Origin of the sequence: Mameliella sp. MMSF_3455 (assembly GCF_030733205.1) — a bacterium.
GTDB lineage: Bacteria > Pseudomonadota > Alphaproteobacteria > Rhodobacterales > Rhodobacteraceae > Antarctobacter.
Genome location: NZ_JASHJL010000014.1, coordinates 40267 through 60637 on the forward strand (window position 1 = coordinate 40267; position 20371 = coordinate 60637).

18 protein-coding genes are annotated in these 20371 nt (G+C 66.9%); 11 read left to right on the top strand and 7 right to left on the bottom strand.

The window, feature by feature from the left end:
- Positions 1-48: 48 nt before the first annotated feature.
- Positions 49-2844, bottom strand: a complete 2796-nt coding sequence (locus RBB42_RS12180; RefSeq protein ID WP_371931754.1) for a [protein-PII] uridylyltransferase — start codon at positions 2842-2844, stop codon at positions 49-51.
- Positions 2804-3991: a penicillin-binding protein activator gene (locus RBB42_RS12185; protein ID WP_305969895.1), complete on the bottom strand. Its 1188-nt coding sequence runs from the start codon at positions 3989-3991 to the stop codon at positions 2804-2806. Before RBB42_RS12185 ends, RBB42_RS12180 begins: the two co-directional genes overlap by 41 nt.
- Before the next feature lie 99 nt (positions 3992-4090).
- Between RBB42_RS12185 and rsmI the strand changes: the two genes are divergently transcribed.
- The 4 genes from rsmI to RBB42_RS12205 all read left to right on the top strand — a co-directional run bounded on the left by rsmI (position 4091) and on the right by RBB42_RS12205 (position 7279).
- Positions 4091-4978 (top strand): 16S rRNA (cytidine(1402)-2'-O)-methyltransferase, encoded by an 888-nt coding sequence (rsmI, locus tag RBB42_RS12190; RefSeq protein ID WP_305969896.1) that lies wholly within the window; start codon positions 4091-4093, stop codon positions 4976-4978.
- Positions 4968-5354, top strand: a complete 387-nt coding sequence (locus RBB42_RS12195) for a YraN family protein (RefSeq protein ID WP_305969897.1) — start codon at positions 4968-4970, stop codon at positions 5352-5354. The genes rsmI and RBB42_RS12195 overlap by 11 nt, the downstream gene beginning before the upstream one ends.
- A 90-nt stretch (positions 5355-5444) precedes the next feature.
- A complete protein-coding gene (gene gshB, locus RBB42_RS12200; protein WP_305969898.1) occupies positions 5445-6380 on the top strand; it encodes a glutathione synthase in 936 nt (311 codons plus the stop codon).
- Positions 6377-7279: an alpha/beta hydrolase gene (locus RBB42_RS12205; protein ID WP_305969899.1), complete on the top strand. Its 903-nt coding sequence runs from the start codon at positions 6377-6379 to the stop codon at positions 7277-7279. The genes gshB and RBB42_RS12205 overlap by 4 nt, the downstream gene beginning before the upstream one ends.
- On the opposite strand, the gene RBB42_RS12210 is transcribed toward RBB42_RS12205, so the two are convergent.
- The gene (locus RBB42_RS12210) at positions 7245-8759 is read right to left on the bottom strand and encodes a YifB family Mg chelatase-like AAA ATPase (protein WP_305969900.1); all 1515 of its coding nucleotides are present in this window, start codon (positions 8757-8759) and stop codon (positions 7245-7247) included. The genes RBB42_RS12205 and RBB42_RS12210 overlap by 35 nt on opposite strands.
- 97 nt (positions 8760-8856) lie before the next feature.
- Positions 8857-9729, bottom strand: a complete 873-nt coding sequence (locus tag RBB42_RS12215) for a glutathione S-transferase N-terminal domain-containing protein (protein WP_305969901.1) — start codon at positions 9727-9729, stop codon at positions 8857-8859.
- 211 nt (positions 9730-9940) lie between these two features.
- Between RBB42_RS12215 and RBB42_RS12220 the strand changes: the two genes are divergently transcribed.
- From RBB42_RS12220 to RBB42_RS12245, 6 genes are all read left to right on the top strand, one after another.
- Complete coding sequence (locus RBB42_RS12220) at positions 9941-10819, top strand: RNA polymerase factor sigma-32 (protein WP_305969902.1); 879 nt, start codon at positions 9941-9943, stop codon at positions 10817-10819.
- Positions 10816-11601: a ChaN family lipoprotein gene (locus RBB42_RS12225; protein ID WP_305969903.1), complete on the top strand. Its 786-nt coding sequence runs from the start codon at positions 10816-10818 to the stop codon at positions 11599-11601. Before RBB42_RS12220 ends, RBB42_RS12225 begins: the two co-directional genes overlap by 4 nt.
- A 95-nt stretch (positions 11602-11696) precedes the next feature.
- Entirely contained in the window at positions 11697-12944 is a 1248-nt protein-coding gene (coaBC, locus tag RBB42_RS12230) for a bifunctional phosphopantothenoylcysteine decarboxylase/phosphopantothenate--cysteine ligase CoaBC (RefSeq protein ID WP_305969904.1), read from the top strand.
- 4 nt (positions 12945-12948) lie between these two features.
- Positions 12949-13419, top strand: a complete 471-nt coding sequence (dut, locus tag RBB42_RS12235; RefSeq protein WP_305969905.1) for a dUTP diphosphatase — start codon at positions 12949-12951, stop codon at positions 13417-13419.
- On the top strand, positions 13419-14471 hold the full coding sequence (locus tag RBB42_RS12240; RefSeq protein WP_305969906.1) for a HesA/MoeB/ThiF family protein: 1053 nt from the start codon (positions 13419-13421) through the stop codon (positions 14469-14471). The genes dut and RBB42_RS12240 overlap by 1 nt, the downstream gene beginning before the upstream one ends.
- A 111-nt stretch (positions 14472-14582) precedes the next feature.
- Positions 14583-16604 carry a M3 family metallopeptidase gene (locus RBB42_RS12245; RefSeq protein ID WP_305969907.1) on the top strand — a complete coding sequence of 674 codons (2022 nt, stop codon included), beginning with the start codon at positions 14583-14585 and terminating at the stop codon, positions 16602-16604.
- 85 nt (positions 16605-16689) lie between these two features.
- Here RBB42_RS12245 and RBB42_RS12250 read toward each other — a convergent pair whose 3' ends face one another.
- Complete coding sequence (locus RBB42_RS12250) at positions 16690-17682, bottom strand: TraB/GumN family protein (protein ID WP_305969908.1); 993 nt, start codon at positions 17680-17682, stop codon at positions 16690-16692.
- Between the two features lie 85 nt (positions 17683-17767).
- Between RBB42_RS12250 and RBB42_RS12255 the strand changes: the two genes are divergently transcribed.
- Positions 17768-18442: a DUF2161 domain-containing phosphodiesterase gene (locus RBB42_RS12255; RefSeq protein WP_305969909.1), complete on the top strand. Its 675-nt coding sequence runs from the start codon at positions 17768-17770 to the stop codon at positions 18440-18442.
- Here the strand turns inward: RBB42_RS12255 and RBB42_RS12260 are convergent.
- Positions 18439-19356 carry a DMT family transporter gene (locus tag RBB42_RS12260; protein WP_305969910.1) on the bottom strand — a complete coding sequence of 306 codons (918 nt, stop codon included), beginning with the start codon at positions 19354-19356 and terminating at the stop codon, positions 18439-18441. The genes RBB42_RS12255 and RBB42_RS12260 overlap by 4 nt on opposite strands.
- Before the next feature lie 81 nt (positions 19357-19437).
- Positions 19438-20367: an L-lactate dehydrogenase gene (locus RBB42_RS12265; protein WP_305969911.1), complete on the bottom strand. Its 930-nt coding sequence runs from the start codon at positions 20365-20367 to the stop codon at positions 19438-19440.
- Positions 20368-20371: the final 4 nt, after the last annotated feature.

Here is a 20371-nt window from a genome sequence, read left to right on the forward strand (position 1 = left end):
TGGCTTATCGGGCGGTCAAGTCACGTCCTTGGGGTCGTGCACAACCACTCAGCCGCGCGCGCGTTCGGCGCCTTCCTCGATGGCCGAGCGCAGTTTTTTCTCGATCTGGTCGCGCTTGACCTTCGAGTGCAGCTTCAGCCCGAACATGTCCTTGACGTAGAAGGTATCGACCACCTGTTCACCGTAGGTCGCGATCACGGCGGAGGCGACATAGATGTTCAACCCGGCCAGCGTCCGCGCCAGGTCGAACAGCAGGCCCGGGCGGTCGCGGGTGTCGACCTCGATGATAGTGAAGATCTCTGACCCGTCGTTGTCGAAAGTGATGTGGGTCGGGACCTTGAAGGCCTTCTCGCGCTTCTTGAGCTTGTCCTTCGGCTTCATCGCCTCGCGCGCGACGACCTCGCCCATCAGGGTCTTGCGGATGGTTTCGCGCAGGCGCGGAATGCGGGCGTCCTCGTAGGGAGACCCCTCGGCGTCCTGGATCCAGAAGGCGGCCGTGGCGTAGCCGTCCTTGGTGGTGAAGGTGCGCGCGTCCACGATATTGGCCCCGGCAAGGGCAAGGGCCCCGGTCAGGCGCGAGAAGATGCCGGGGTGATCCTGCAGGGCAAAACAGGCACGGGTGGCGTCGCGGTCCTCGTCGGGGTGGATGTCGATGGCGATCTCGTCGTCCTTGAGTTCGCGCAGCAACCGGGCAAAGACCACATGCGCGGTGACATGCAGGCCCTGCCAGTAGGGATCGTAGTGGCGGCTGGTCTCTGCGGCCAATGCCAGCGAGTCCCAGTCCGACAGCGCCTCGCGCAGGTTCTCGCGGGCCTCGGTGCCGCGGTTCTCGCGGTTGAGCGCCTCCATTCCGCCTTCGAGCGCGCGGCGCGTCTGGCGGTAGAGCGCGCGGATCAACGCGGCCTTCCAGTTGTTCCAGGTGTCCGGGCCGACGCCGCGGATGTCGCAGACCGTCAGCACGCAGAGCAGGTCCAGCCGTTCGCGCGTCTGCACCGCCTTGGCAAAGCCACGCACGGTGCGCGGATCGGCGATGTCGCGTTTCTGCGCCATGTCCGACATCAGCAGGTGATAGCGGACCAGCCATTCGACCGTGGCGCTTTCGGATTTCGACAGGCCAAGGCGCGGCGCGACGGTGCGCGCGATGCGGGCGCCCAGGATCGAGTGATCCTCGTTCCGGCCCTTGCCGATGTCATGCAGCAGGAGCGCGACGTAAAGCACGCGCCGGTTGATACCTTCCTTGAGGATCGTCGAGGCGACGGGCAGTTCCTCTGTCAGGTTGCCATTCTCGATCTCGGACAGGTTCCAGATGCACTGGATGGTATGTTCGTCCACCGTGTAGTGGTGGTACATGTTGAACTGCATCATCGCCACGATGGGCGCGAATTCGGGGATGAAGGCGGAGAGCACCCCAAGCTCGTTCATCCGGCGCAGGGCGCGTTCGGGATTGCCGTGTTTCAGCAGCAGGTCCAGGAACAGCGTCCGCGCCTCGTCGTCCTCGCGAAAGGCATTGTCGATCAGGTGCAGGTTGGCCTTGACCAGCCGCATGGCGTCCGGATGGATCAGGAGGCCGGTGCGCAGCCCTTCCTCGAAGACCCTGAGCAGGTTCAGCTTGTCGGACAGAAAGGCCGCGTCATCGCTGATGGCCAGCCGGTTGTGCACCACCTTGTAGCCGTCCTTGACCTGGGGCGGACGGTGGAACAGGCGCTGGATCAGCGGCGCGCCCTTGGTGTGGTCTGCCTCCAGCGAGGTCAGCAGGATGCGCGTCAGGTCGCCCACCGAGGTGGCGTGGCGGAAATAGTCCTGCATGAACCATTCCACGGCGCGGCGCCCGCCGCGGTCGTTGTAGCCCATGCGGCTTGCCACCTCGACCTGCATGTCGAAGCTCAGCAGCTCGTTGGCCCGTCCGGCGGCAAGGTGCAGGTGGCAGCGGACCGCCCAGAGAAAGCGCTCTGCCTGGACGAAGGTGTCGTATTCCTCGGGGCGGAAGATGCCGGATTTGACCAGTTCGGAAACATCATCCGTGTGGTGGACATACTTGATGATCCAGAACATCGACTGCAGGTCGCGCAGCCCGCCCTTGCCCTCCTTGACGTTGGGTTCGACCATGTACCGCTGGCCCTGCTTGTCGTGGCGGGCGTCGCGCTCGTTCAACTTGGCCTCGACGAATTCGCGGGCGGTGGCGTTGAACAGGTCGTTCCAAAGGGTGCGGTCCAGATCCTCGGCCAGGCCCGCGTCGCCGGTGATGAACCGGCTTTCCAGCATGGCGGTCCGGATGGTGAAATCCTCACTCCCCAGTCGCAGGCAGTCGCGAACCGTGCGCGAGCTGTGCCCGACCTTCAGCCGAAGGTCCCAGAGGATGTAGAGCATCGATTCAATGACGCTCTCGGCCCAGGGGGTGATCTTGTAAGGGGTCAGGAACAGCAGGTCGACGTCCGAGAAGGGCGCCATTTCCCCGCGTCCGTACCCGCCGACCGACAGCACCGAAAGGCGTTCGGATTCCGTCGGGTTGGGCAGGCGGTGCAGCACCTCGGTGGCGACCTCGAAGGTCAGGTGCACGATGCAATCGGTGATCCAGGTGTAGGAGCGGGTGGTGCGGCGTGCCCCGAAGGGTTCGGCGGAAAACGCCTCTGCCACCTTGGCGCGGCCCGCGTCGAAGGCCGCACGCAGTGTCTTGACCGTGTGCTTGCGCACGTCCGTTTCCGGCGCGCCCTTGGGCATCCCGGCAAAAAGCGTGCCGCGCACCGCCGGCAGATCAAAGATCTCGGCGGCGGGCGCGATCAGGTTGTCGGGAAGCGTCTCCGAGTCAGAGGCCGCCGCCTGTGAGGCTGCTGGGGGCAGGGTCAAGGATCACCATCTTCTTGTCTTTTACCGTGGCGACGGCCAGCGCACGCTGGTTGGCACCATTGCTCATCAGGCGGAATACACCGCCCGTGCCGGTAAAGCCAGTCGAGGTGAGCGCCGTGGCCGACAGCGCGTCGTTGCGGCCCTGCGCGGCCAGGGTGCCGATGGCGGTAATCCCGTCATAGGCCAGGCCGGCCAGGGGATGCGGCGCGGTGCCGTAGGTGCTGTTGTAGCGGCCCGAGAAGCTTTCCAGCCGGGCCACGTTCGGCACCGCGAACCAGGCCCCGTCCGAAGCAGGCAGGCCAAAGAGATCGGGGCGCACGTCCCAGCGGGTCAGGCCGATGTATTGCACCTGCGCGGGGTCCACCCCGGCCCCGGGCAGACGGTCCAGCAGGATCGGCATGGCCTCGTTGCTGGCGGCTGTGGTGATGAAGATGCTGTCGGCGGCGCCCGAGGACACCACACGGCCCGCCGCGCTGGCCGCGGCCGAGACGCCCTCGATCGAGAGCTGGTAGCCCTGGCTGCCGACGATGTTGACGCCGTATTCCGTGGCGGCCTTCTCGATCGCCAGTTTGCCCAGCTGTCCCGCCACATCCTCGGAGTAGATCACCACCATGTTGGATTTGCCGTTGCGGCGGGCGTGGTCCATCATCCGGCGCGCGGTGTTGTCGAAAGTGGCCCCCAGGATGAAGACGTTGCCGCCGGCGATGGTGGGGTTGTTGGAAAAGCCCAGGACGTTCACGCCCTCGTCGGCCACGGCAAGGCCGGCGGCGTTCACCGCGTCGGCGCGCAGCGGGCCAAGGATAATCTTGGCGCCCTCGTCCACGGCCTTTTGCGCGGCGGCGGCGGCGGCGGGGGCCTGTCCGCCGGTGTCATAGACGCGCAGGTCGATGGTCACGCCCTCGCCCAGGTCGGCCATCGCCAGCCGGGCGGCGTTTTCCAGCGAGGTGGCGATCGGCGCAGCGCCCTGGTCGGACTGCGGCACCAGCAGCGCGACGGGGATCGGTTTGGCGGTATTGATGCGTGGACCGTCGCCGCCACCACCGATATTGGTCAGCGCAGAGGGATCACAGGCGGCCAGGGCAGCTGCGGCGGCCAGACCGGCCAGCGGGCGCAGCGCCTTGCGGAAATTGGACAGAATGGCGAACATGGACGGTGGACTCCCTCGTTTCTTGCGCGACATGCGCGGCACGGGCGGCGCGCTGAGCGATTTGGCGACGATCATAGAGAAGGGCGAAAGGGGGGACCAGTGACGAATCCGGAAAGCGCCGGACAGGGCGGCGGATTGACGCCGGGCCTGTACCTTGTGGCGACACCCATCGGCAACGCGCGTGATATCACGCTGCGGGCGCTGGACCTGCTGGCCACGGCGGATGTCCTGGCGGCAGAGGATACGCGCAGCCTGCGACGGCTGATTGAACTGCATGGCGTGGCGCTGGGCGACCGGCCACTGGTGGCTTATCACGATCACAACGGCGCGCGGGCGCGTCCGCGCCTGCTGTCGGACCTGGCGGCGGGAAAGTCGGTGCTTTACGCATCCGAGGCAGGGACACCGATGATCTCGGACCCCGGGTTCGACCTGGCGCGCGCCGCCGCCGAAGCGGGGTTCGCAGTGACCAGCGCGCCGGGGGCCAGCGCGGTTGTCACGGCGTTGACGCTGGCCGGGCTGCCCACGGACAGGTTCCTGTTCGCGGGGTTCCTGCCCAACGCGGGCGGGCCGCGCAAATCGGCGCTGCGCGAACTGTCGGGCGTGCCCGCGACGCTGGTGTTCTACGAATCGCCCCGGCGTCTGCCGGAGATGCTGATGGCCGCGCAGGATGTGCTGGGCGATCGCGAGGCGGCTGTCTGCCGGGAACTGACCAAGAAATTCGAGGAAGTCCGGCGCGGGCCCCTGTCCGACCTGGCCAATCATTACCGCGAGAGCCCCGCCAAGGGCGAGGTGGTGGTGCTGATCGGCAAGGGCGATTCAGGATCCGTTAAGGAAATCGATCTAGAACAGGAGGTGAACAAGGCGCTGGAAACGATGTCGGTCCGCGATGCGGCGGATTTCGTCTCGGCTCGGTTCGGGGTGAAACGGCGCCCGGTCTATCAACTGGCCATGCGCCTCTCGGCAAAAGGGGATGGCGATGGCGCGTGATTGCGCAGGTTTGGCGGGCCGGGTCGATACCGGGCGATGCGGCTATCACGCGGGCCTCGCGGCAGAGGATGGCGTGGCCGTGGACTATGCCCGCCGGGGCTATCCGCTGCTGGCGCGGCGGTGGCGCGGTCGATCGGGCGAGATAGACCTTGTGCTGGGCGACGGTGACGGCGTTGTTGTCGTCGAGGTCAAGAAAAGCCGCAGCTTCGATCGCGCCGCCGAACGCCTGTCGCAACGCCAGATCGGGCGGCTGCTGCGGGCCGGTGAGGAATTCCTTGGCACGATGCCGCGCGGGTCGCTGACGGATATCCGTTTCGACGTGGCGCTTGTGAACGGGCAAGGCGAGATCCGGGTGATCGAAAACGCGCTCTGCTAGGGGGCGTCCCTGCGTCTGTGCAGGGTAGCGGTGCATTGCACCCGGCCCCGTCCTGCGCCATCTATGGCGGGAAGAATGCAGGGGACGCCGATGAAGATCGCCTTTCAGATGGACCCGATCACCGGGGTCGACATCAACGCCGACAGCACGTTTCGCCTCGCCGAAGAGGCGCAGGCGCGCGGGCATGAACTGTTCTATTACGGGCCGGACCAGCTGGCCTATGAAGAGGGGCGGATCACCGCGCGCGGGCACTGGATGACCGTGCAGCGGGTGGCGGAGAAACCCGCCGTTCTCGGTGACCGCGTGGCGGTCGACCTGGCGGATATGGACGTGATCTGGTTGCGGCAGGATCCTCCCTTCGACATGCACTACATCACCACCACCCATCTGCTGGACCGGCTCAAGGATGATGTCCTGGTGGTCAATGATCCCTTCTGGGTCCGCAATTCCCCGGAAAAGCTGCTGGTCCTGAACTTTCCCGACCTGACGCCCCCCACGGCCATTGCCCGCGACCTGGAGGTGCTGCGCGCCTTCCGCGAGAAACATGGCGATGTCATCGTCAAGCCGCTGTACGGCAACGGCGGCGCCGGGGTGTTCAAGCTGGGCGCCGCCGACGGCAACCTCAGCTCGCTCTACGAGATGTTTACCGGTTTCTCTCGTGAACCGCTGATCGTGCAGAAATACCTGCCCGCCGTGTCCAAGGGTGACAAGCGGGTGATCCTCGTCGACGGTGAGGCGGTGGGCGCGATCAACCGGGTGCCGGCCAAGGGCGAGGTGCGCTCGAACATGCATGTGGGCGGCCGCCCCGAGAAGATCGAGCTGAGCGACCGTGACCGCGAAATCTGTGCGCGGATCGGGCCGGTGCTGCGCGACAAGGGGCAGATCTTTGTCGGCATCGACGTGATCGGCGACTGGCTGACAGAGATCAACGTGACCTCGCCGACGGGCATCCAGGAGCTGGAACGGTTCGACGGCATCAACGTGGCCGAAAGGATCTGGCAGGCGATCGAGGCCAAGCTGGCATGAGCCTGATGCGGCCGGTCCTGAACCGCTGGTTGCGGATGACGGAACGGCCGCACCTGGAGCGGGGCAAATCCGTGCCTCGGCTGCGCGCCTCCTTTGAAAGGAAGGCGCGGCTTTTCTTTTTTGCCCCCGGCGGCACCCGCCAACGGCGCGATGTACTGGATGCGGTTCCGGTGCTGCGGGTCAACGAGGATCTGCCGGGGCCGCTGATCCTGTACTTTCACGGTGGAGCCTATGTCATGGGCTCTGCCGACACGCATCGGGCGATGGTCGCCTGGCTGTCACGGGCCGCCCGGTGCCCGGCCTGCCTTGTGAATTATCGGCTGGCACCGGACCATCCCTTTCCGGCCGCGCTGGAGGATGCGCTGACGGCCTATCGCGCGGTCATGGCGCATCCCGCGGGGGTCGTGCTGGGCGGTGACAGCGCCGGCGGAGGGCTGGCGCTTGCTCTGCTGGGAGAGATCCGTCGGCAGGGGCTGCCGCAACCCTTGGGGACCTTCGCGCTGTCTCCGCTGACGGACATGACGTTTTCGGGAGAGAGCGTGACGCGCAATGCCGAGAGCGACGTGGTCCTGCCGGCGAGCCGCACGCATGAAACGGCGATGCATTATCTGCCGGACAACGTCGATCGGCGCGATCCGCGAGTGTCGCCGCTCTGGGCGGACTTCGCCGGGTCCGGGCCGGTCTGGTTGTCGGCAGGGGACACGGAATTCCTGCTGGACGACACCCGGCGCATGGCGGCGCGGCTGCGCCAACAGGGGGTGACGGTGCAAGAGGACATCGCGCGGGACCTGCCGCACGTCTGGCCCATCTTTCACAACATCCTGCCGGAGGCGCGGATCACGCTGCGGCGGATCGCGCGCTGGATCAATTCTCTTTCGCAGACAGCAGCCGATAGCTGAGCGCCTCGGCCACGTGCGGACGGCGGACGGTCCCGCTTTCGTCGAGGTCGGCGATGGTGCGGGCGACGCGCAGCACCCGGTGATAGCCGCGCGCGGTCAGGCCAAAGCGGTCGGCGGCGCGGGTCAGCAGCGCGTGTCCCTCTTCGTCGGGCGTGGCGATCTCTTCGAGGCACTGGCCCTCGGCATCGGCATTGGTGCGCAGCGCGTCGTGTTCGGCAAAACGGTCGGCCTGTACAGCGCGCGCGGCGGCAACGCGGGCGGCCACGGTCGCCGAGCTGTCGCCGGTGGCGGGCAGGTCGAGGTCGGTGAACGCGACCGGCGGCACCTCCAGCCGCAGGTCGAATCGGTCCATCAGCGGGCCGGAGATGCGGCCAAGGTAGTCCTCTCCGCAGTTCGGGGCGCGCGAACAGGCCTGCGCCGGATCGGTGAGATAACCGCATTTGCAGGGATTGGCGGCGGCGACCAGCAGGAAACGCGCAGGGTACCGGATATGGGCATTGGCGCGGGCCACCACGACTTCGCCGGTTTCGATGGGCTGGCGAAGGGTTTCGAGCACGTTGCGTGGAAACTCCGGGAATTCGTCCATGAACAGCACGCCATTGTGGGCGAGGCTGGCCTGCCCGGGCTGCGCGGTGCGCCCGCCGCCGATCAGGGCCGCCATCGAGGCGGTGTGATGCGGTTCGCAAAAAGGCCGCGTGCGCGAGATGCCGCCATCGGTCAGCAGGCCCGCGATGGAATGGATCATCGAGGTTTCCAGCGCCTCGATGGGCGTCAAGGGCGGCAGGATGCCGGGCATTCGGGCGGCCATCATGGATTTGCCCGCCCCGGGCGGGCCGATCATCATCAGGTGATGGCGCCCGGCGGCGGCGATTTCCAGCGCCCGTTTGGCGCGTTCCTGTCCCTTGACGTCGCGCAGGTCGCGCGGTGTCGCGTCCGTCGTCACCTCGCCCGGCTGGGCCGGTTCCAGCACGTTGTCCCCGGAAAAATGCCGCACGATTTCCAGCAGGTTTCCGGCGCCGATCACCGTGCAGGCATCGACCCAGGCGGCCTCTGCCCCCGAGGCGCGGGGGCACAGCAGAATGCGGTCTTCCTCGGCCGCGGCCATCGCGGCCGGCAGGGCGCCGACCACGGGCAACAGGTCCCCGTCCAGCGACAGCTCGCCCAGGGCGACCGTTTGCGCCACCGCGTCGCGCGGCAGGATGTCGAGCGCGGCCAGCAGCCCCAGAGCGATGGGCAGGTCGAAATGCGAGCCGACCTTGGGCAGGTCGGCGGGGGCGAGGTTGATCGTGATTTTTTTCGACGGCAGCGCGATGGCCAGCGCGCCCAATGCCGTGCGCACGCGGTCGCGGGCCTCGGAGACGGCCTTATCGGGCAGGCCGACGATGGAAAAGGCGGGGACGCCGGGTGTGACGGCGCATTGCACCTCGACCGGGCGCGCATTTACTCCTTCGAAAGCGACCGTATGGGCGCGCGCAACCATGAAACTCCCCACGTCAGACCGGGGCGAGCCTGCCCCGGACGTGGTTAGCAACTGGTTAACGCGTGGTGGACGGCGTTAGGAATTACCGTGAGGACGGTCAGTTGGTGCCGTCGCGCATCGCCACGAATTTCGGCCAGGCGTCCGGATCGTTCACCGTCTTGCCGCGGCAAAATGCGTTGCAAAAGCCAAAGATCCGACCCTCTGATTCCATCAGGTGTGTCACCGGATCCCCGGAATAGGGGCAGGCGGAATTCTCGGCTTCGCCGCTGTCGACCGCCCGCGCGGAACGCGGTGTCGGGCCGGGCCAGGGCAGTTGCGCATAATCGCGATCGTACCAGGGCAGGGTCGCACCGCGGGCCAGCCCCATCGCGCGCCAGCGGCGGAAGGCCGGGTCTGCCAGGTGCACGGCAACATAATCGCGCGCCTGCTCGCCCACGGGCAGGGCATAGCCCGCAATCCGCGCGGCAACAGGCGCAAAGAAGGCATCGGCGACCGAGTAATCGCCGCAGAGCCAGGGCCCGCGCGACCGGTCGAGCGCAAAGCCCCAGATTGTCTCGATCCGCGAGAGGTCGGCCTGCAGGGCCTCTGGCAAAGGCGTGTCGGAATAGGCCGCGCGCAGGTTCATCGGGCACAGGTCCCGCAGCGTGCCGAAGCTGGAGTGCATCTCGGCCGCGAGGCTGCGGGCGGTGGCGCGCATCGCGGGATCGGCGGGCCAATGGCCCGCGTCCGGATGGCGGCTGGCCAGTTCTTCGGCCAGGGCAAGGCTGTCCCAGATCACGGTACCGTCCGACAGCACCAGTGTCGGCACCGTGCGGGCCGGGGAAAAGCGCGACATCTGTTCTGCCACGCCGGCCTTCATGAAATCGACAATCTCGATCGTTGCGGGAATGCCGAAGCGGTGAAACAGCAGCCAGGCCCGCAAGGACCAGCTGGAATAGCTGTAGTCGCCAAGAAAAAGCTTGTCGGACATGGAACCTCTCCAATCGCTTGTGCGTTCAACTACAGCATGTGCCGCGCGACGGGAAATCAGGATTCGTGGCGAACAGGATCAAACCGCCGGATGGCTGCGTGCAGATTGGTCGAAAATACTCAGACGCAAAAGTGATCTGCGTGCCCGCCACGCGCGTACTACGATCAAGAGGCCCGAAGAACCGGGGCCTGAGATCACCAGGGGAGCGGAAATGGCACTTGATTCATTCAATGACCAGAGCTTGTCGCGCCGGGCCATGAAGGCCGAACTGCTGGACGCGGAAACCGAGCTGAAACTGGCCTACGCGTGGCGAGACGACCGTGACGAAGAGGCGCTGCACCGGCTGATCCAGGCCTACATGCGACTGGCGATTTCGATGGCGGCCAAGTTCAAGCGCTACGGCGCGCCGATGAACGACCTGATCCAGGAGGCGGGTTTGGGCCTGATGAAGGCCGCCGACAAGTTCGATCCGGACCGAGGCGTGCGTTTTTCGACCTACGCCGTCTGGTGGATCAAGGCATCGATCCAGGATTATGTGATGCGCAACTGGTCGATGGTGCGCACCGGATCGACCTCGTCGCAGAAATCCCTCTTCTTCAACATGCGCCGTGTCCAGGCCCGGATCGAGCGCGAGGCCGCGGCCTCGGGCGAGGAACTGGACGGGCATCAGCTGCGCCACAAGATCGCCACGGAAATCGGCGTGCCGCTGCGCGATGTAGAGATGATGGAAGGGCGGCTGTCCGGCTCGGATTACTCGCTGAATGCCACGCAATCGGTCGAGGATGAAGGCCGCGAGTGGATCGACACCATCGAGGATGACGGCGCCCAGGCTTCCGAGATCGTCGAGAACGAACACGACCGCGAGCAATTGCGTGACTGGCTCGTGCAAGCGATGGGCGCGCTCAACGACCGCGAGCGGTTCATCGTGCGTGAGCGCAAGCTGCGCGAGGAAACGCGGACGCTGGAATCCCTGGGCACCGAGTTGGGGCTGAGCAAGGAGCGCGTGCGCCAGCTTGAGGCGGCTGCCTTTGGCAAGATGCGCAAGGCACTTGAAGCGCAAAGCGGGGAAGTGCATCACTTCCTGGCATGAAACATGCGATCCTCGGCCTGATGCTGTTCGCCGGGTCTGCTGCGGCGGACACCATTCCTGACGCCAACGTGCTATTTCTCGGCGAGGTTCACGACAACCCTGCCCATCACGCGCGTCAGGCCGAGATTGTCGCAGAGGTAGAGCCCCGCGCCATCGTCTGGGAGATGCTGGATCCGGACTCCGTGCCTCCGATCACGCCCGAGCTGACTGGCGACGAGGCGGCGCTGGGTGCGGCTCTGAACTGGGCCGACAGCGGGTGGCCCGATTTCTCGATGTACTATCCGATTTTCGCGGCGGCCCCCGATGCCGTGCATTTCGGTGCGCAATTGCCCCGCGGTGCGGCACGGGCGGCAATGGGGCAAAGCCTGGCTGATGCCTTTGGCGAAGGTGCCGCACGGTTCGGGCTGGACCAGCCTCTGCCGGATGCGCAACAGCAGAAGCGGGAGGCGTTGCAGATGGGGGCCCATTGCGACGCTTTGCCGGCCGAGATCCTGCCCGGGATGGTGGACATCCAGCGGCTGCGGGATGCGCGCCTGGCCGCTGCCGCGCTGGAGGCACTGGAGGCCACCGGCGGGCCGGTCGTGGTCATCACCGGCAACGGACACGCCCGAAAGGACTGGGGGGCGCCTGCCTTGCTGGCCCTGGCAGCGCCCGATGTGACGATCCTCGCCCTTGGGCAGGGCGAGAACGACGGGACGGCCCCGGACGGCGGTTTCGACCTGACAGAAAGCGCCCCGGCCGTGGAACGTCCCGATCCCTGCGAGGCGTTTCGTGCGCGGTGACCCCTGCCGGGGATCGTGATCGTCGCTGGCCTGTCGGCCCATTGTCTCGGGTCGCGGCTGCGCCTACAACCACATCAAAGCGAGTGGGGCGGGCCATGCTGAACGGGAAGCGCATTCTTCTGATCATCGGGGGCGGTATCGCGGCTTATAAATGCCTCGACCTGATCCGGCGTCTGCGCGAGCGCGGCGCGGCGGTGACCCCGGTGATGACCCGTGCCGCCGAGGAATTCGTCACGCCGCTGTCAGTCTCGGCGCTTGCCGGGGAAGAGGTGCATCGCGATCTCTTTGATCTGACGAAAGAGGCCGAAATGGGCCATATCCAGCTGAGCCGCGTGGCGGATCTGCTGGTGGTGGCGCCGGCGACCGCCGATCTGATGGCGAAGATGGCGGGCGGCCATGCGGATGACCTGGCCACGACCTTGCTGATGGCGACCGACACGCCGGTGATGATCGCCCCGGCCATGAACGTGCGGATGTGGGAGCATCCGGCGACGCAGCGCAACCTCGAGGTGCTGCGTGGCGACGGCGTACGCGTTATCGGCCCCAACCCCGGCGACATGGCCTGCGGCGAACACGGGCCGGGCCGGATGTCCGAGCCGATGGAGATCATCGCCGGGATCGAGAAGGCCTTGTCCGCCGATCCGCTGGCAGGGCGGCGCGTGCTGATCACCTCCGGCCCCACCCACGAGCCGATCGATCCGGTGCGCTATATCGCCAACCGGTCTTCGGGCGCCCAGGGCACCGCAATTGCCGAGGCCTTGCGTGACCTGGGCGCCGAGGTGGTCTTTGTCACCGGACCCGCCGAGGCACCGCGCCCGGCTGGCGTGGAGGTGATCGAGGTCGAGAGCGCGCGCGAGATGCGCGACGCGGTCATGGGCGCGCTGCCGGTCGAGGCGGGGATCTTCGCGGCGGCGGTGGCGGATTGGCGCGTGGCCAGTGCCTCGGGCTCGAAGATCAAGAAACAGGGCGGCAAGCTGCCGGTGCTGGAGTTCGCCGAGAACCCCGACATCCTGGCCGAGGTATCGCAATTGACCGACGGCCGACCCGGGCTGGTGGTGGGCTTTGCCGCCGAGACGGATGACGTGGTCGCCAATGCCACGGCGAAACGCGCGCGCAAGGGCTGTGACTGGATCGTGGCCAATGACGTCTCGCCTTCGACGGGGATCATGGGCGGGGCGGAGAACGCGGTCATCCTGATCTCTGAGGCGGGCGCCGAGACCTGGCCGCGGGCGTCCAAGCGCGAAGTGGGGGCGCGGCTGGCGGGACGGATCGCAGAGGCGCTGGGGGTTTCCCCGCGCGCGCCCGGTCCCTGGGACGGTACGCGCGGCACGGGCGGAGTTTGAGTATTTGACGAGAGAAGAAGCACAGGTTGCGATTGCCTTCGACTGGGTCGAGGGGGCGGACAGGGCGCTGGGCCTTCCCACCTATGCCACGCCGGGGGCGGCGGGGGCTGACCTGCGTGCCAATCTTGATGACCGGGGCGCGATCCACCTGGCGCCGGGGGCGCGGGTGTTGATCCCGACGGGTCTGCGGATCGCCATTCCGGCGGGCTACGAGGTGCAGGTGCGGCCACGCTCGGGGCTGGCGCTGAAACACGGGATCACCCTGCCCAATGCGCCGGGAACCATCGACAGCGATTACCGCGGTCCCCTGGGGGTGATCGTGATGAACGCGGGCGCGGCGGAATTCGTGATCGCCCACGGTGACCGGATTGCGCAGATGGTGGTGGCGCCGGTGGTGCGGGCGGTGTTCCGCGAGGGCGTTCTGGACGCCACCGCGCGCGGCGCGGGCGGCTTTGGGTCGACGGGGCGCGGCTGATGGTATTCGTGCTGGCACTGGCTGCGGTGATCTGGGGCGTCGGGCACATGATGAAGGTGCCCCGCATGGCGCGCTTCTACATGCTGGGCCTGCTTTATGTCCTGGTGCTGATGGTGCAGGTGGTTTTGCCCGCAGGTCATCCGCTGCGCGCGGCGACGGGCGTCAGCGCGGCGCCCTGGCTGATCCTGGGCGGTTTCGTGGCGTTGGGATCTGCCTATGCGCTGGGCATCCGCCGGCTGAAGGCGCGTGCGGTCCGGAGGGAGGCGGCAGAGGCGCCGGCGCCCGATCCGTCGAAATTCCGCGAGGGCGAATTGGAGCGCTATGCCCGGCATATCGTGCTGCGCGAGCTGGGTGGTCCGGGGCAGAAGCGCCTGAAAGAGGCGCAGGTGCTGGTGGTCGGTGCAGGGGGGCTTGGCTCTCCGGCGCTGTTGTATCTCGCGGCAGCGGGTGTGGGCACCATCGGCGTGATCGACGATGACGAGGTGGACAGCGGCAACCTGCAACGGCAGGTGATCCACACCGATGCCCGGATCGGCATGGCCAAGGTCTTTTCCGCGCAGGCGGCGATGGAAGCCCTGAATCCCTACATCACCGTGCGCCCCTACAAGCGGCGCCTGGACGAAGAGAGCGCGGCTGCGCTCTTGGAAGAGTACGACCTGGTGCTGGACGGGACCGACAATTTCGACACGCGTTACCTGGTGAACCGGGCCTGCGTGACCGCGGGCAAGCCATTGATTTCCGGGGCGTTGAGCCAGTGGGAAGGGCAGGTTTCGGTCTTTGATCCCACCCATTCCGGGCCCTGCTATCAATGCATCTTTCCAGAGGCCCCGGCGCCGGGACTGGCCCCCAGCTGTGCCGAGGCGGGAGTGCTGGGCCCCTTGCCGGGTGTGGTGGGCAGCATGATGGCGGTGGAATGCATCAAGCTGATCTCCGGGGCGGGCGCCGTGTTGCGGGGCGAGATGCTGATTTACGACGCCCTGTGGAGCGAGACCCGCAAGATCACGCTGAAACGCCGCGAGGACTGTCCGGTCTGCGGTACGGCGGCGGGGTGAAGCCCACCCTGGGCCGGTTCCGACGCCATCGCGTCCGGAGAAACCGTTGTTGTGATTGAAGCGGGCGGCGCGGGCGCCTAGCTTTGCCGCAACGAGACAGGAGAGAGCCTCATGACCAACCCCTTGCTTGTCGATTGGGACACGCCCTTTGGCATTGCCCCCTTCGCGGACATCTCGGACGAGGATTTTGCCCCGGCGCTGGAGGAGGCGCTGGATGCGCACCTGGCGGAAATCGAGGCGATTGCCGGCAACCCCGAGGCGCCGACCTTCGACAACACCATCCTGGCGATGGAAGGATCGGGCGCGGCGCTGGACAAGGTGCTGGGCACCTTCTTCAACCTTGCCGGGGCGGACAGCAACGACAAGCGGCAGGAACTGCAGCGCGATTTCAGCCCCAAGCTGTCGGCGCATTCCTCGGCGATCTACTCCAACGCGGCGCTGTTCGCCCGCATCCGCGCGTTGTGGGAGGCGCGCGAGGCGCTGGACCTGTCCGAGGAAGAGGCGCGGGTGTTGTACCTGACGCACCGCGATTTCGTGCGCGCAGGCGCGGCGCTGGAAGGCGATGCGGCGGAGCGGATGAAAGAGGTCAAGTCGCGGCTGGCGGTTCTGGGCACGCAATTTACCCAGAACCTTTTGAAGGACGAATCTGCCTGGTCGATGGACTTGGCCGAGGATGACCTTGAAGGCTTGCCGGAGTTCGTCGTGGATTCGGCGCGCTCTGCCGGTGAGGCGGCGGGGGCGGGCGGCCCGGTGGTGACGCTGTCGCGGTCGCTGATCGTGCCTTTCCTGCAGTTCTCGCCGCGCCGCGCCTTGCGCGAAAAGGCCTGGCGGGCCTGGGTGATGCGTGGAGAGAACGGCGGCGAGACCGACAATCGAGGCATCGCGGGCGAGGTGCTGAAACTGCGCGAGGAGCGCGCCAGGCTGCTGTGCTATGGCGATTTCGCGGGTTTCAAGCTGGAGACAGAGATGGCGGGCACGCCCGACAAGGTGCGTGACCTGCTGATGGCGGTTTGGGAGCCGGCCAAGGCGGCGGCGCTGAAGGATGCCGCCGAGATGGAGCAGATGCTGCACGCCGACGGCATTCCGGGGCCGCTGGAACCCTGGGATTGGCGCTACTACGCGGAGAAGCGGCGCAAGGCGCTGCACGATCTGGACGAAGCCGAACTGAAGCCGTACCTGCAGCTTGACCGGATGATCGAGGCCGCCTTTGCCTGTGCGAACCGCCTGTTCGGGCTGGAATTCGCGCCGCTGGAGGTGCCGATGTACCACCCCGATTGCCGCGCCTACGAGGTCACGCGGGACGGCAAGCATGTCGCGGTCTTCATCGGGGATTACTTCGCGCGCTCCTCGAAACGGTCGGGGGCCTGGTGTTCGGCATTTCGGATGCAAGCCAAGCGGCCCGAGGAAAAGACGCCGATCGTGGTCAATGTCTGCAACTTCGCCAAGCCGTCGGCGGGCAAGCCCGCGCTCCTGTCCTATGACGATGCGCGGACGTTGTTCCATGAGTTCGGCCATGCGCTGCACCAGATGCTGTCGGACGTGGAATTCGGCTCGGTCGCCGGGACGTCCGTCGCGCGCGATTTCGTCGAGCTGCCGTCGCAGCTTTACGAACACTGGCTGGAGGTGCCGGAGGTGCTGGCCGAATTCGCCACCCATGCCGAGACCGGCGAGCCGATGCCCAAGGCGCTCTTGGACAAGGTGCTGAAGGCGGCCAATTTCGACATGGGGTTCCAGACGGTCGAATACGTGGCCTCGGCGCTGGTGGACCTGGAGTTTCATTCCGGTGCGGCGCCGGCCGATCCGATGCAGAAGCAGGCGGAGGTGCTGGAAAGCATCGGCATGCCGCGCGCCATCGTCATGCGCCATGCAACGCCGCATTTCGCCCATGTCTTTGCCGGGGACGGCTATTCCTCGGGCTATTACAGCTACATGTGGTCCGAGGTCATGGATGCGGATGCCTTCGAGGCCTTCGAGGAGGCGGGCGGGGCCTTCGATCCCGAAACCGCGGAAAAACTGGAGCGGTTCATCCTGTCCCGTGGCGGATCGGTGGAGGCGGAAGAGCTATATACCCGGTTCCGCGGCCGGATGCCGGGCGTCGAAGCCCTGTTGAAAGGGCGCGGGCTGGCTGCCTGAGACCGGGCGTCGGGACGGCGCTTGCCGAGGCCTCCGGCCTCGACGTCGCCCCGCCCGCCGTCCCCGGCGCCTTTGGCGTTTCACATCAGAACGGCACCCGCTCCAGCGCAAAGCCTTCGTCTTCGAGCAGTTGCAACACGCCTTCCTCGCCCGAAAGGTGGGCGGCGCCGAAGGCGGCGACGACGTAGCCGTCGCTTTCGTCCAATGCGTTCGTAAGGACCGGAATCCAGGCGCGGTTTCGGCCCGCGATCAAGGCGCCGTCCATCACCTCGAAGACCTGGGCGTTTTCCGCAGGTGTCAGGGGCGTCAGGCGGGCGGACAGCACCTTGAGCGCGATCTGGCTGGCGGCATGGGCCTCGCCGAAATAGGCGGTGAGCATGGTCTCGAAGAGATCCTCGGCATCCTGGGGCCTGCTGAGGGCGGAGCGGATCATCAGGAGCTGCGTGTCGAGGGACATGTCCGAGAAGGCCGCAAACCCCGTTTCATAGGGCTCCAGCGAGCGTGTGGGCACCCCGGCGGCCAGCGCCGCGCGTTCCAGCCGGGCATCCAGCCCGTTGGCCTCGGTCAGTTGCGCGGTCATGCAGGGCGGGATCGCCAGCAGGATCGAGACGTACCAGGGCCGCATCCGGGCGGCCATGAAGGGCGGCATCCCACGCAGGCGCATCGCCTCGGCCAGGCGGTTCCATTCCTCCTCGGGCAAGAGTTCCGGCAGGGTGCTGTCCGGTAGCAGCAGCAAGTCCATCCGGGTCTTGAGCGCGGTTTCCAGCGCCTCTTTCTCGGGCGCGGCCATTTCCAGCAGCAAAAGGTCCGCGCCTTCGATCAGGGGCGCCAGCCGGTCGGCCGGGGCATCCATGCGGGGGTCGCCAAGGTGCAGGGTGCCGATCAGGTGCAGGGTCTTGCCGTCGCGCGTGGCGCGCCAGTGGTTGCCCTCGGGGTAGGGCGTTGCGGCAAGCTGTTCCTTAAAAAGGGAGCTTTCGCTGTCGGTCAGCGTGCCCATCAGATCGCGGCCCTGACAGCTGGCGAAAAGAGGGGCGGTGCATAGGCCAAGGAGGGTCAGGGCGGTCAGGATCAGGCGCATGGGTCGCTTTCCGGTTGGGGCCCGTCTTGCATAGTCCGGCGGGCAGGTTCTGGACAAGGGGAAGGCCTGCGCCGAAACTGCAGGGATGGAGCGGGAAAGCGATTTATATGCGCCGGTCAAGGCCTTGCTGGAAACGCAGGGTTACACGGTCAAGGGGGAGGTCGGCGCGGCCGACCTTGTCGCCCTGCGCGGCGACGAACCCCCTGTCATTGTCGAACTCAAGCTGCGGATCACCCTGTCGCTTTACCACCAGGCCTGCGCCCGGCTTGCAGTGTCCGAGCATGTCTACATCGCCGTGCCGCGCCCCACCGGCCGCAGCGCTCGGCGGGCATTGAAGGACAACCTGACCATGTGCCGCCGCCTGGGTCTGGGGTTCATCACGGTTCGCGCGGACGGCACGGTCGAGGTGCAATGCGATCCGGGCCCCTATTTGCCGCGGCGCAACAAGGCGAAGGCTGCCAAGCTGTTGCGGGCCTTCGAGCGGCTGCGCGGCGATCCCAACGAGGGCGGGGCGACGCGGCATGGGATCGTGACGGGCTATCGCCAGGATTCGCTGGCCTGTGCGGCGCATCTGGCCGAACACGGGGCCTGCCGCGGGCGCGACGTGACCAAGGCGACCGGCGTTGCGGCGGCGACGCGGATCATGCGGGACAACCACTACGGCTGGTTCGAGCGGCAATCCAAGGGGATCTATGGCCTGACAGGGGCCGGCCACGAGGGGCTGAAACACTGGGCCTACAGCTGGGAGAGCGGGAGCTAGCCTGTGCCGCGCTTGGCCGCCAACCTTTCGCGGTGCAGGGTGTAGAGCCCCGAGGCGATGATGATCCCGCAGCCCAGCAGCGTCCAGCCATCGGGCAGGTCGGAAAAGACGACATAACCGTAGAACGTGCCCCAGATGATCATGGAATAGTGCATCGGGGCGACGACCACGGCCTGCGCGATGTCGAGCGCCCGGATCACCAGAACCTCGCCCAGGGCCGCCGTGGTGGCGAGGCCCGCAACGATCAGCCAGAGACCGATTTCATCCGGCGTGCGCCAGACGAAAGGCAGGGCCAGGCTGACAACGGTGATCGAGGTCAGAGAGGTATAGGCGACGGTGGTGACCACCGGGTCGGTGCCGCTGAGGCTGCGGGACAGGACCTGCCGGAGCGAGAAGAAGCAGGCGGCGGCCACGGCGAAACCGATCGCGGGGTGAAACACGCCCAGTCCCGGGCGGATCACGATCAACATGCCGATAAAGCCCACGCTGACCGCGGCCCAACGCCGGATGCCCACCGGCTCACGAAGAAAGACCGCACCGAGGACAGTGACGATGAAGGGCGCGATGAAGGTCACGGCCACCACGTCCGCAAGCGGCACGAAACTGACCGCAAGGATGAAGCAGACGGCCGATCCGACAGCCATCAGGCCACGCGCGATCTGCAGAACCGGCAGGTGTGACCGCAGGATATGGGATCCGCGCAACAGGATCAGGACCACCATGCCTGCCGCCAGCCCGATCTGGCGGAACCAGACCACCTGTGCGGGATGAAAGGTCTCTGTCAGGAGCTTGGCCTGCACATCGCAGGCCGCAAAGGAAAAGAACCCCAGCAACATGAGGCTGATGCCCCGCAGGTTGTCGGACCGCGTTGGCGGCGGGGCATTGCGCAGCGGCGCGACGTTGGGCGCGGGCATTGGGAAACTCTTGACTGGGGGCTGCGCGGCTTGCGCGTTGCCGGCAACCTAGACCTGTTGGCGGCGACATGAAAGGGGGGCTCAGATCGGGACCGAGGCGGCAGTATCGCGCAGCATCTCGGCCGAGGCGCGCAGGGCGTCGGCCTCGGCGGGCGTAAGGTCGGGCACCAGGTCCTCTGTCACGCCTTGTGCGCCCACCACCCGGGGTACCGAACAGGCGACGTCGCGCACGCCCATGACCTCGCCCAGGGTCGAAACGGTCAGCACCGCACCCTCGTCCTGCGCGATGGCCGAGACGATCCGGGCAAGGCCGGCGCCGATGCCGTACCAGGTCGCGCCCTTTCCCTCGATGATGGTATAGGCGGCGCGGCGCACGCCACTGTCGATCCGGTCGCGGACCTCGGGGGTCAATGGCGCGCCGACCTGTTCCGCGAAGCCCTGCACCGAAACAGACCCGGCGCGCGCGGCGGACCAGGCCAATACCTCGCTGTCGCCATGTTCGCCCAGAACGTAGGCGTGCACGGACCGTGGTGCGATCCCCAGGTGGCGGCCCAGCAACCAGCGAAAGCGCGCGGTATCAAGGATCGTGCCCGAGGCGATGACGCGCCCCGGCGGCAGGCCGGACAGGGCCTGGGTGATCTGCCCCATGATGTCGACCGGGTTGGAGGCAACCAGCAGGATCGCATCCGGGCAGATGCGCATCACCTCTTCGACGACGGATCGGAACACGGCGGCATTGCGGCCCAGCAGTTCCAGCCGGGTTTCACCGGGTTTCTGCCCGACGCCGCAGGCCAGGATAACGATGCCCGCGCCGGCAAGGTCGTCGTAATCCCCGGCGTCGATCTGGGTGGCCCCGGCGAAAGGGGCGGCATGGGCGATGTCCTCTGCCTCGGCCCGGGCACGGGCCTTGTCGATGTCGACCAGCACGATGCGCGACGCGGCCCCGCGCAGGGTGCAGGCAAAGGCGGCGGCGGCGCCGACCATGCCGCTGCCGATGATTCCCAGTTTCATGACG

Excerpts from the sequence above, each read along its gene's own strand:
- RBB42_RS12260 (WP_305969910.1), bottom strand. The coding sequence starts at position 19,356 with ATGCCCGCGCCCAACGTCGCGCCGCTGCGCAATGCCCCGCCGCCAACG.
- gshB (WP_305969898.1), top strand. The coding sequence starts at position 5,445 with ATGAAGATCGCCTTTCAGATGGACCCGATCACCGGGGTCGACATCAAC.
- RBB42_RS12185 (WP_305969895.1), bottom strand. The coding sequence starts at position 3,991 with ATGTTCGCCATTCTGTCCAATTTCCGCAAGGCGCTGCGCCCGCTGGCC.
- RBB42_RS12255 (WP_305969909.1), top strand. The coding sequence starts at position 17,768 with ATGGAGCGGGAAAGCGATTTATATGCGCCGGTCAAGGCCTTGCTGGAA.
- RBB42_RS12250 (WP_305969908.1), bottom strand. The coding sequence starts at position 17,682 with ATGCGCCTGATCCTGACCGCCCTGACCCTCCTTGGCCTATGCACCGCC.
- RBB42_RS12220 (WP_305969902.1), top strand. The coding sequence starts at position 9,941 with ATGGCACTTGATTCATTCAATGACCAGAGCTTGTCGCGCCGGGCCATG.
- RBB42_RS12215 (WP_305969901.1), bottom strand. The coding sequence starts at position 9,729 with ATGTCCGACAAGCTTTTTCTTGGCGACTACAGCTATTCCAGCTGGTCC.
- RBB42_RS12210 (WP_305969900.1), bottom strand. The coding sequence starts at position 8,759 with ATGGTTGCGCGCGCCCATACGGTCGCTTTCGAAGGAGTAAATGCGCGC.
- RBB42_RS12195 (WP_305969897.1), top strand. The coding sequence starts at position 4,968 with ATGGCGCGTGATTGCGCAGGTTTGGCGGGCCGGGTCGATACCGGGCGA.
- RBB42_RS12205 (WP_305969899.1), top strand. The coding sequence starts at position 6,377 with ATGAGCCTGATGCGGCCGGTCCTGAACCGCTGGTTGCGGATGACGGAA.
- RBB42_RS12225 (WP_305969903.1), top strand. The coding sequence starts at position 10,816 with ATGAAACATGCGATCCTCGGCCTGATGCTGTTCGCCGGGTCTGCTGCG.
- RBB42_RS12245 (WP_305969907.1), top strand. The coding sequence starts at position 14,583 with ATGACCAACCCCTTGCTTGTCGATTGGGACACGCCCTTTGGCATTGCC.
- coaBC (WP_305969904.1), top strand. The coding sequence starts at position 11,697 with ATGCTGAACGGGAAGCGCATTCTTCTGATCATCGGGGGCGGTATCGCG.
- RBB42_RS12265 (WP_305969911.1), bottom strand. The coding sequence starts at position 20,367 with ATGAAACTGGGAATCATCGGCAGCGGCATGGTCGGCGCCGCCGCCGCC.
- RBB42_RS12240 (WP_305969906.1), top strand. The coding sequence starts at position 13,419 with ATGGTATTCGTGCTGGCACTGGCTGCGGTGATCTGGGGCGTCGGGCAC.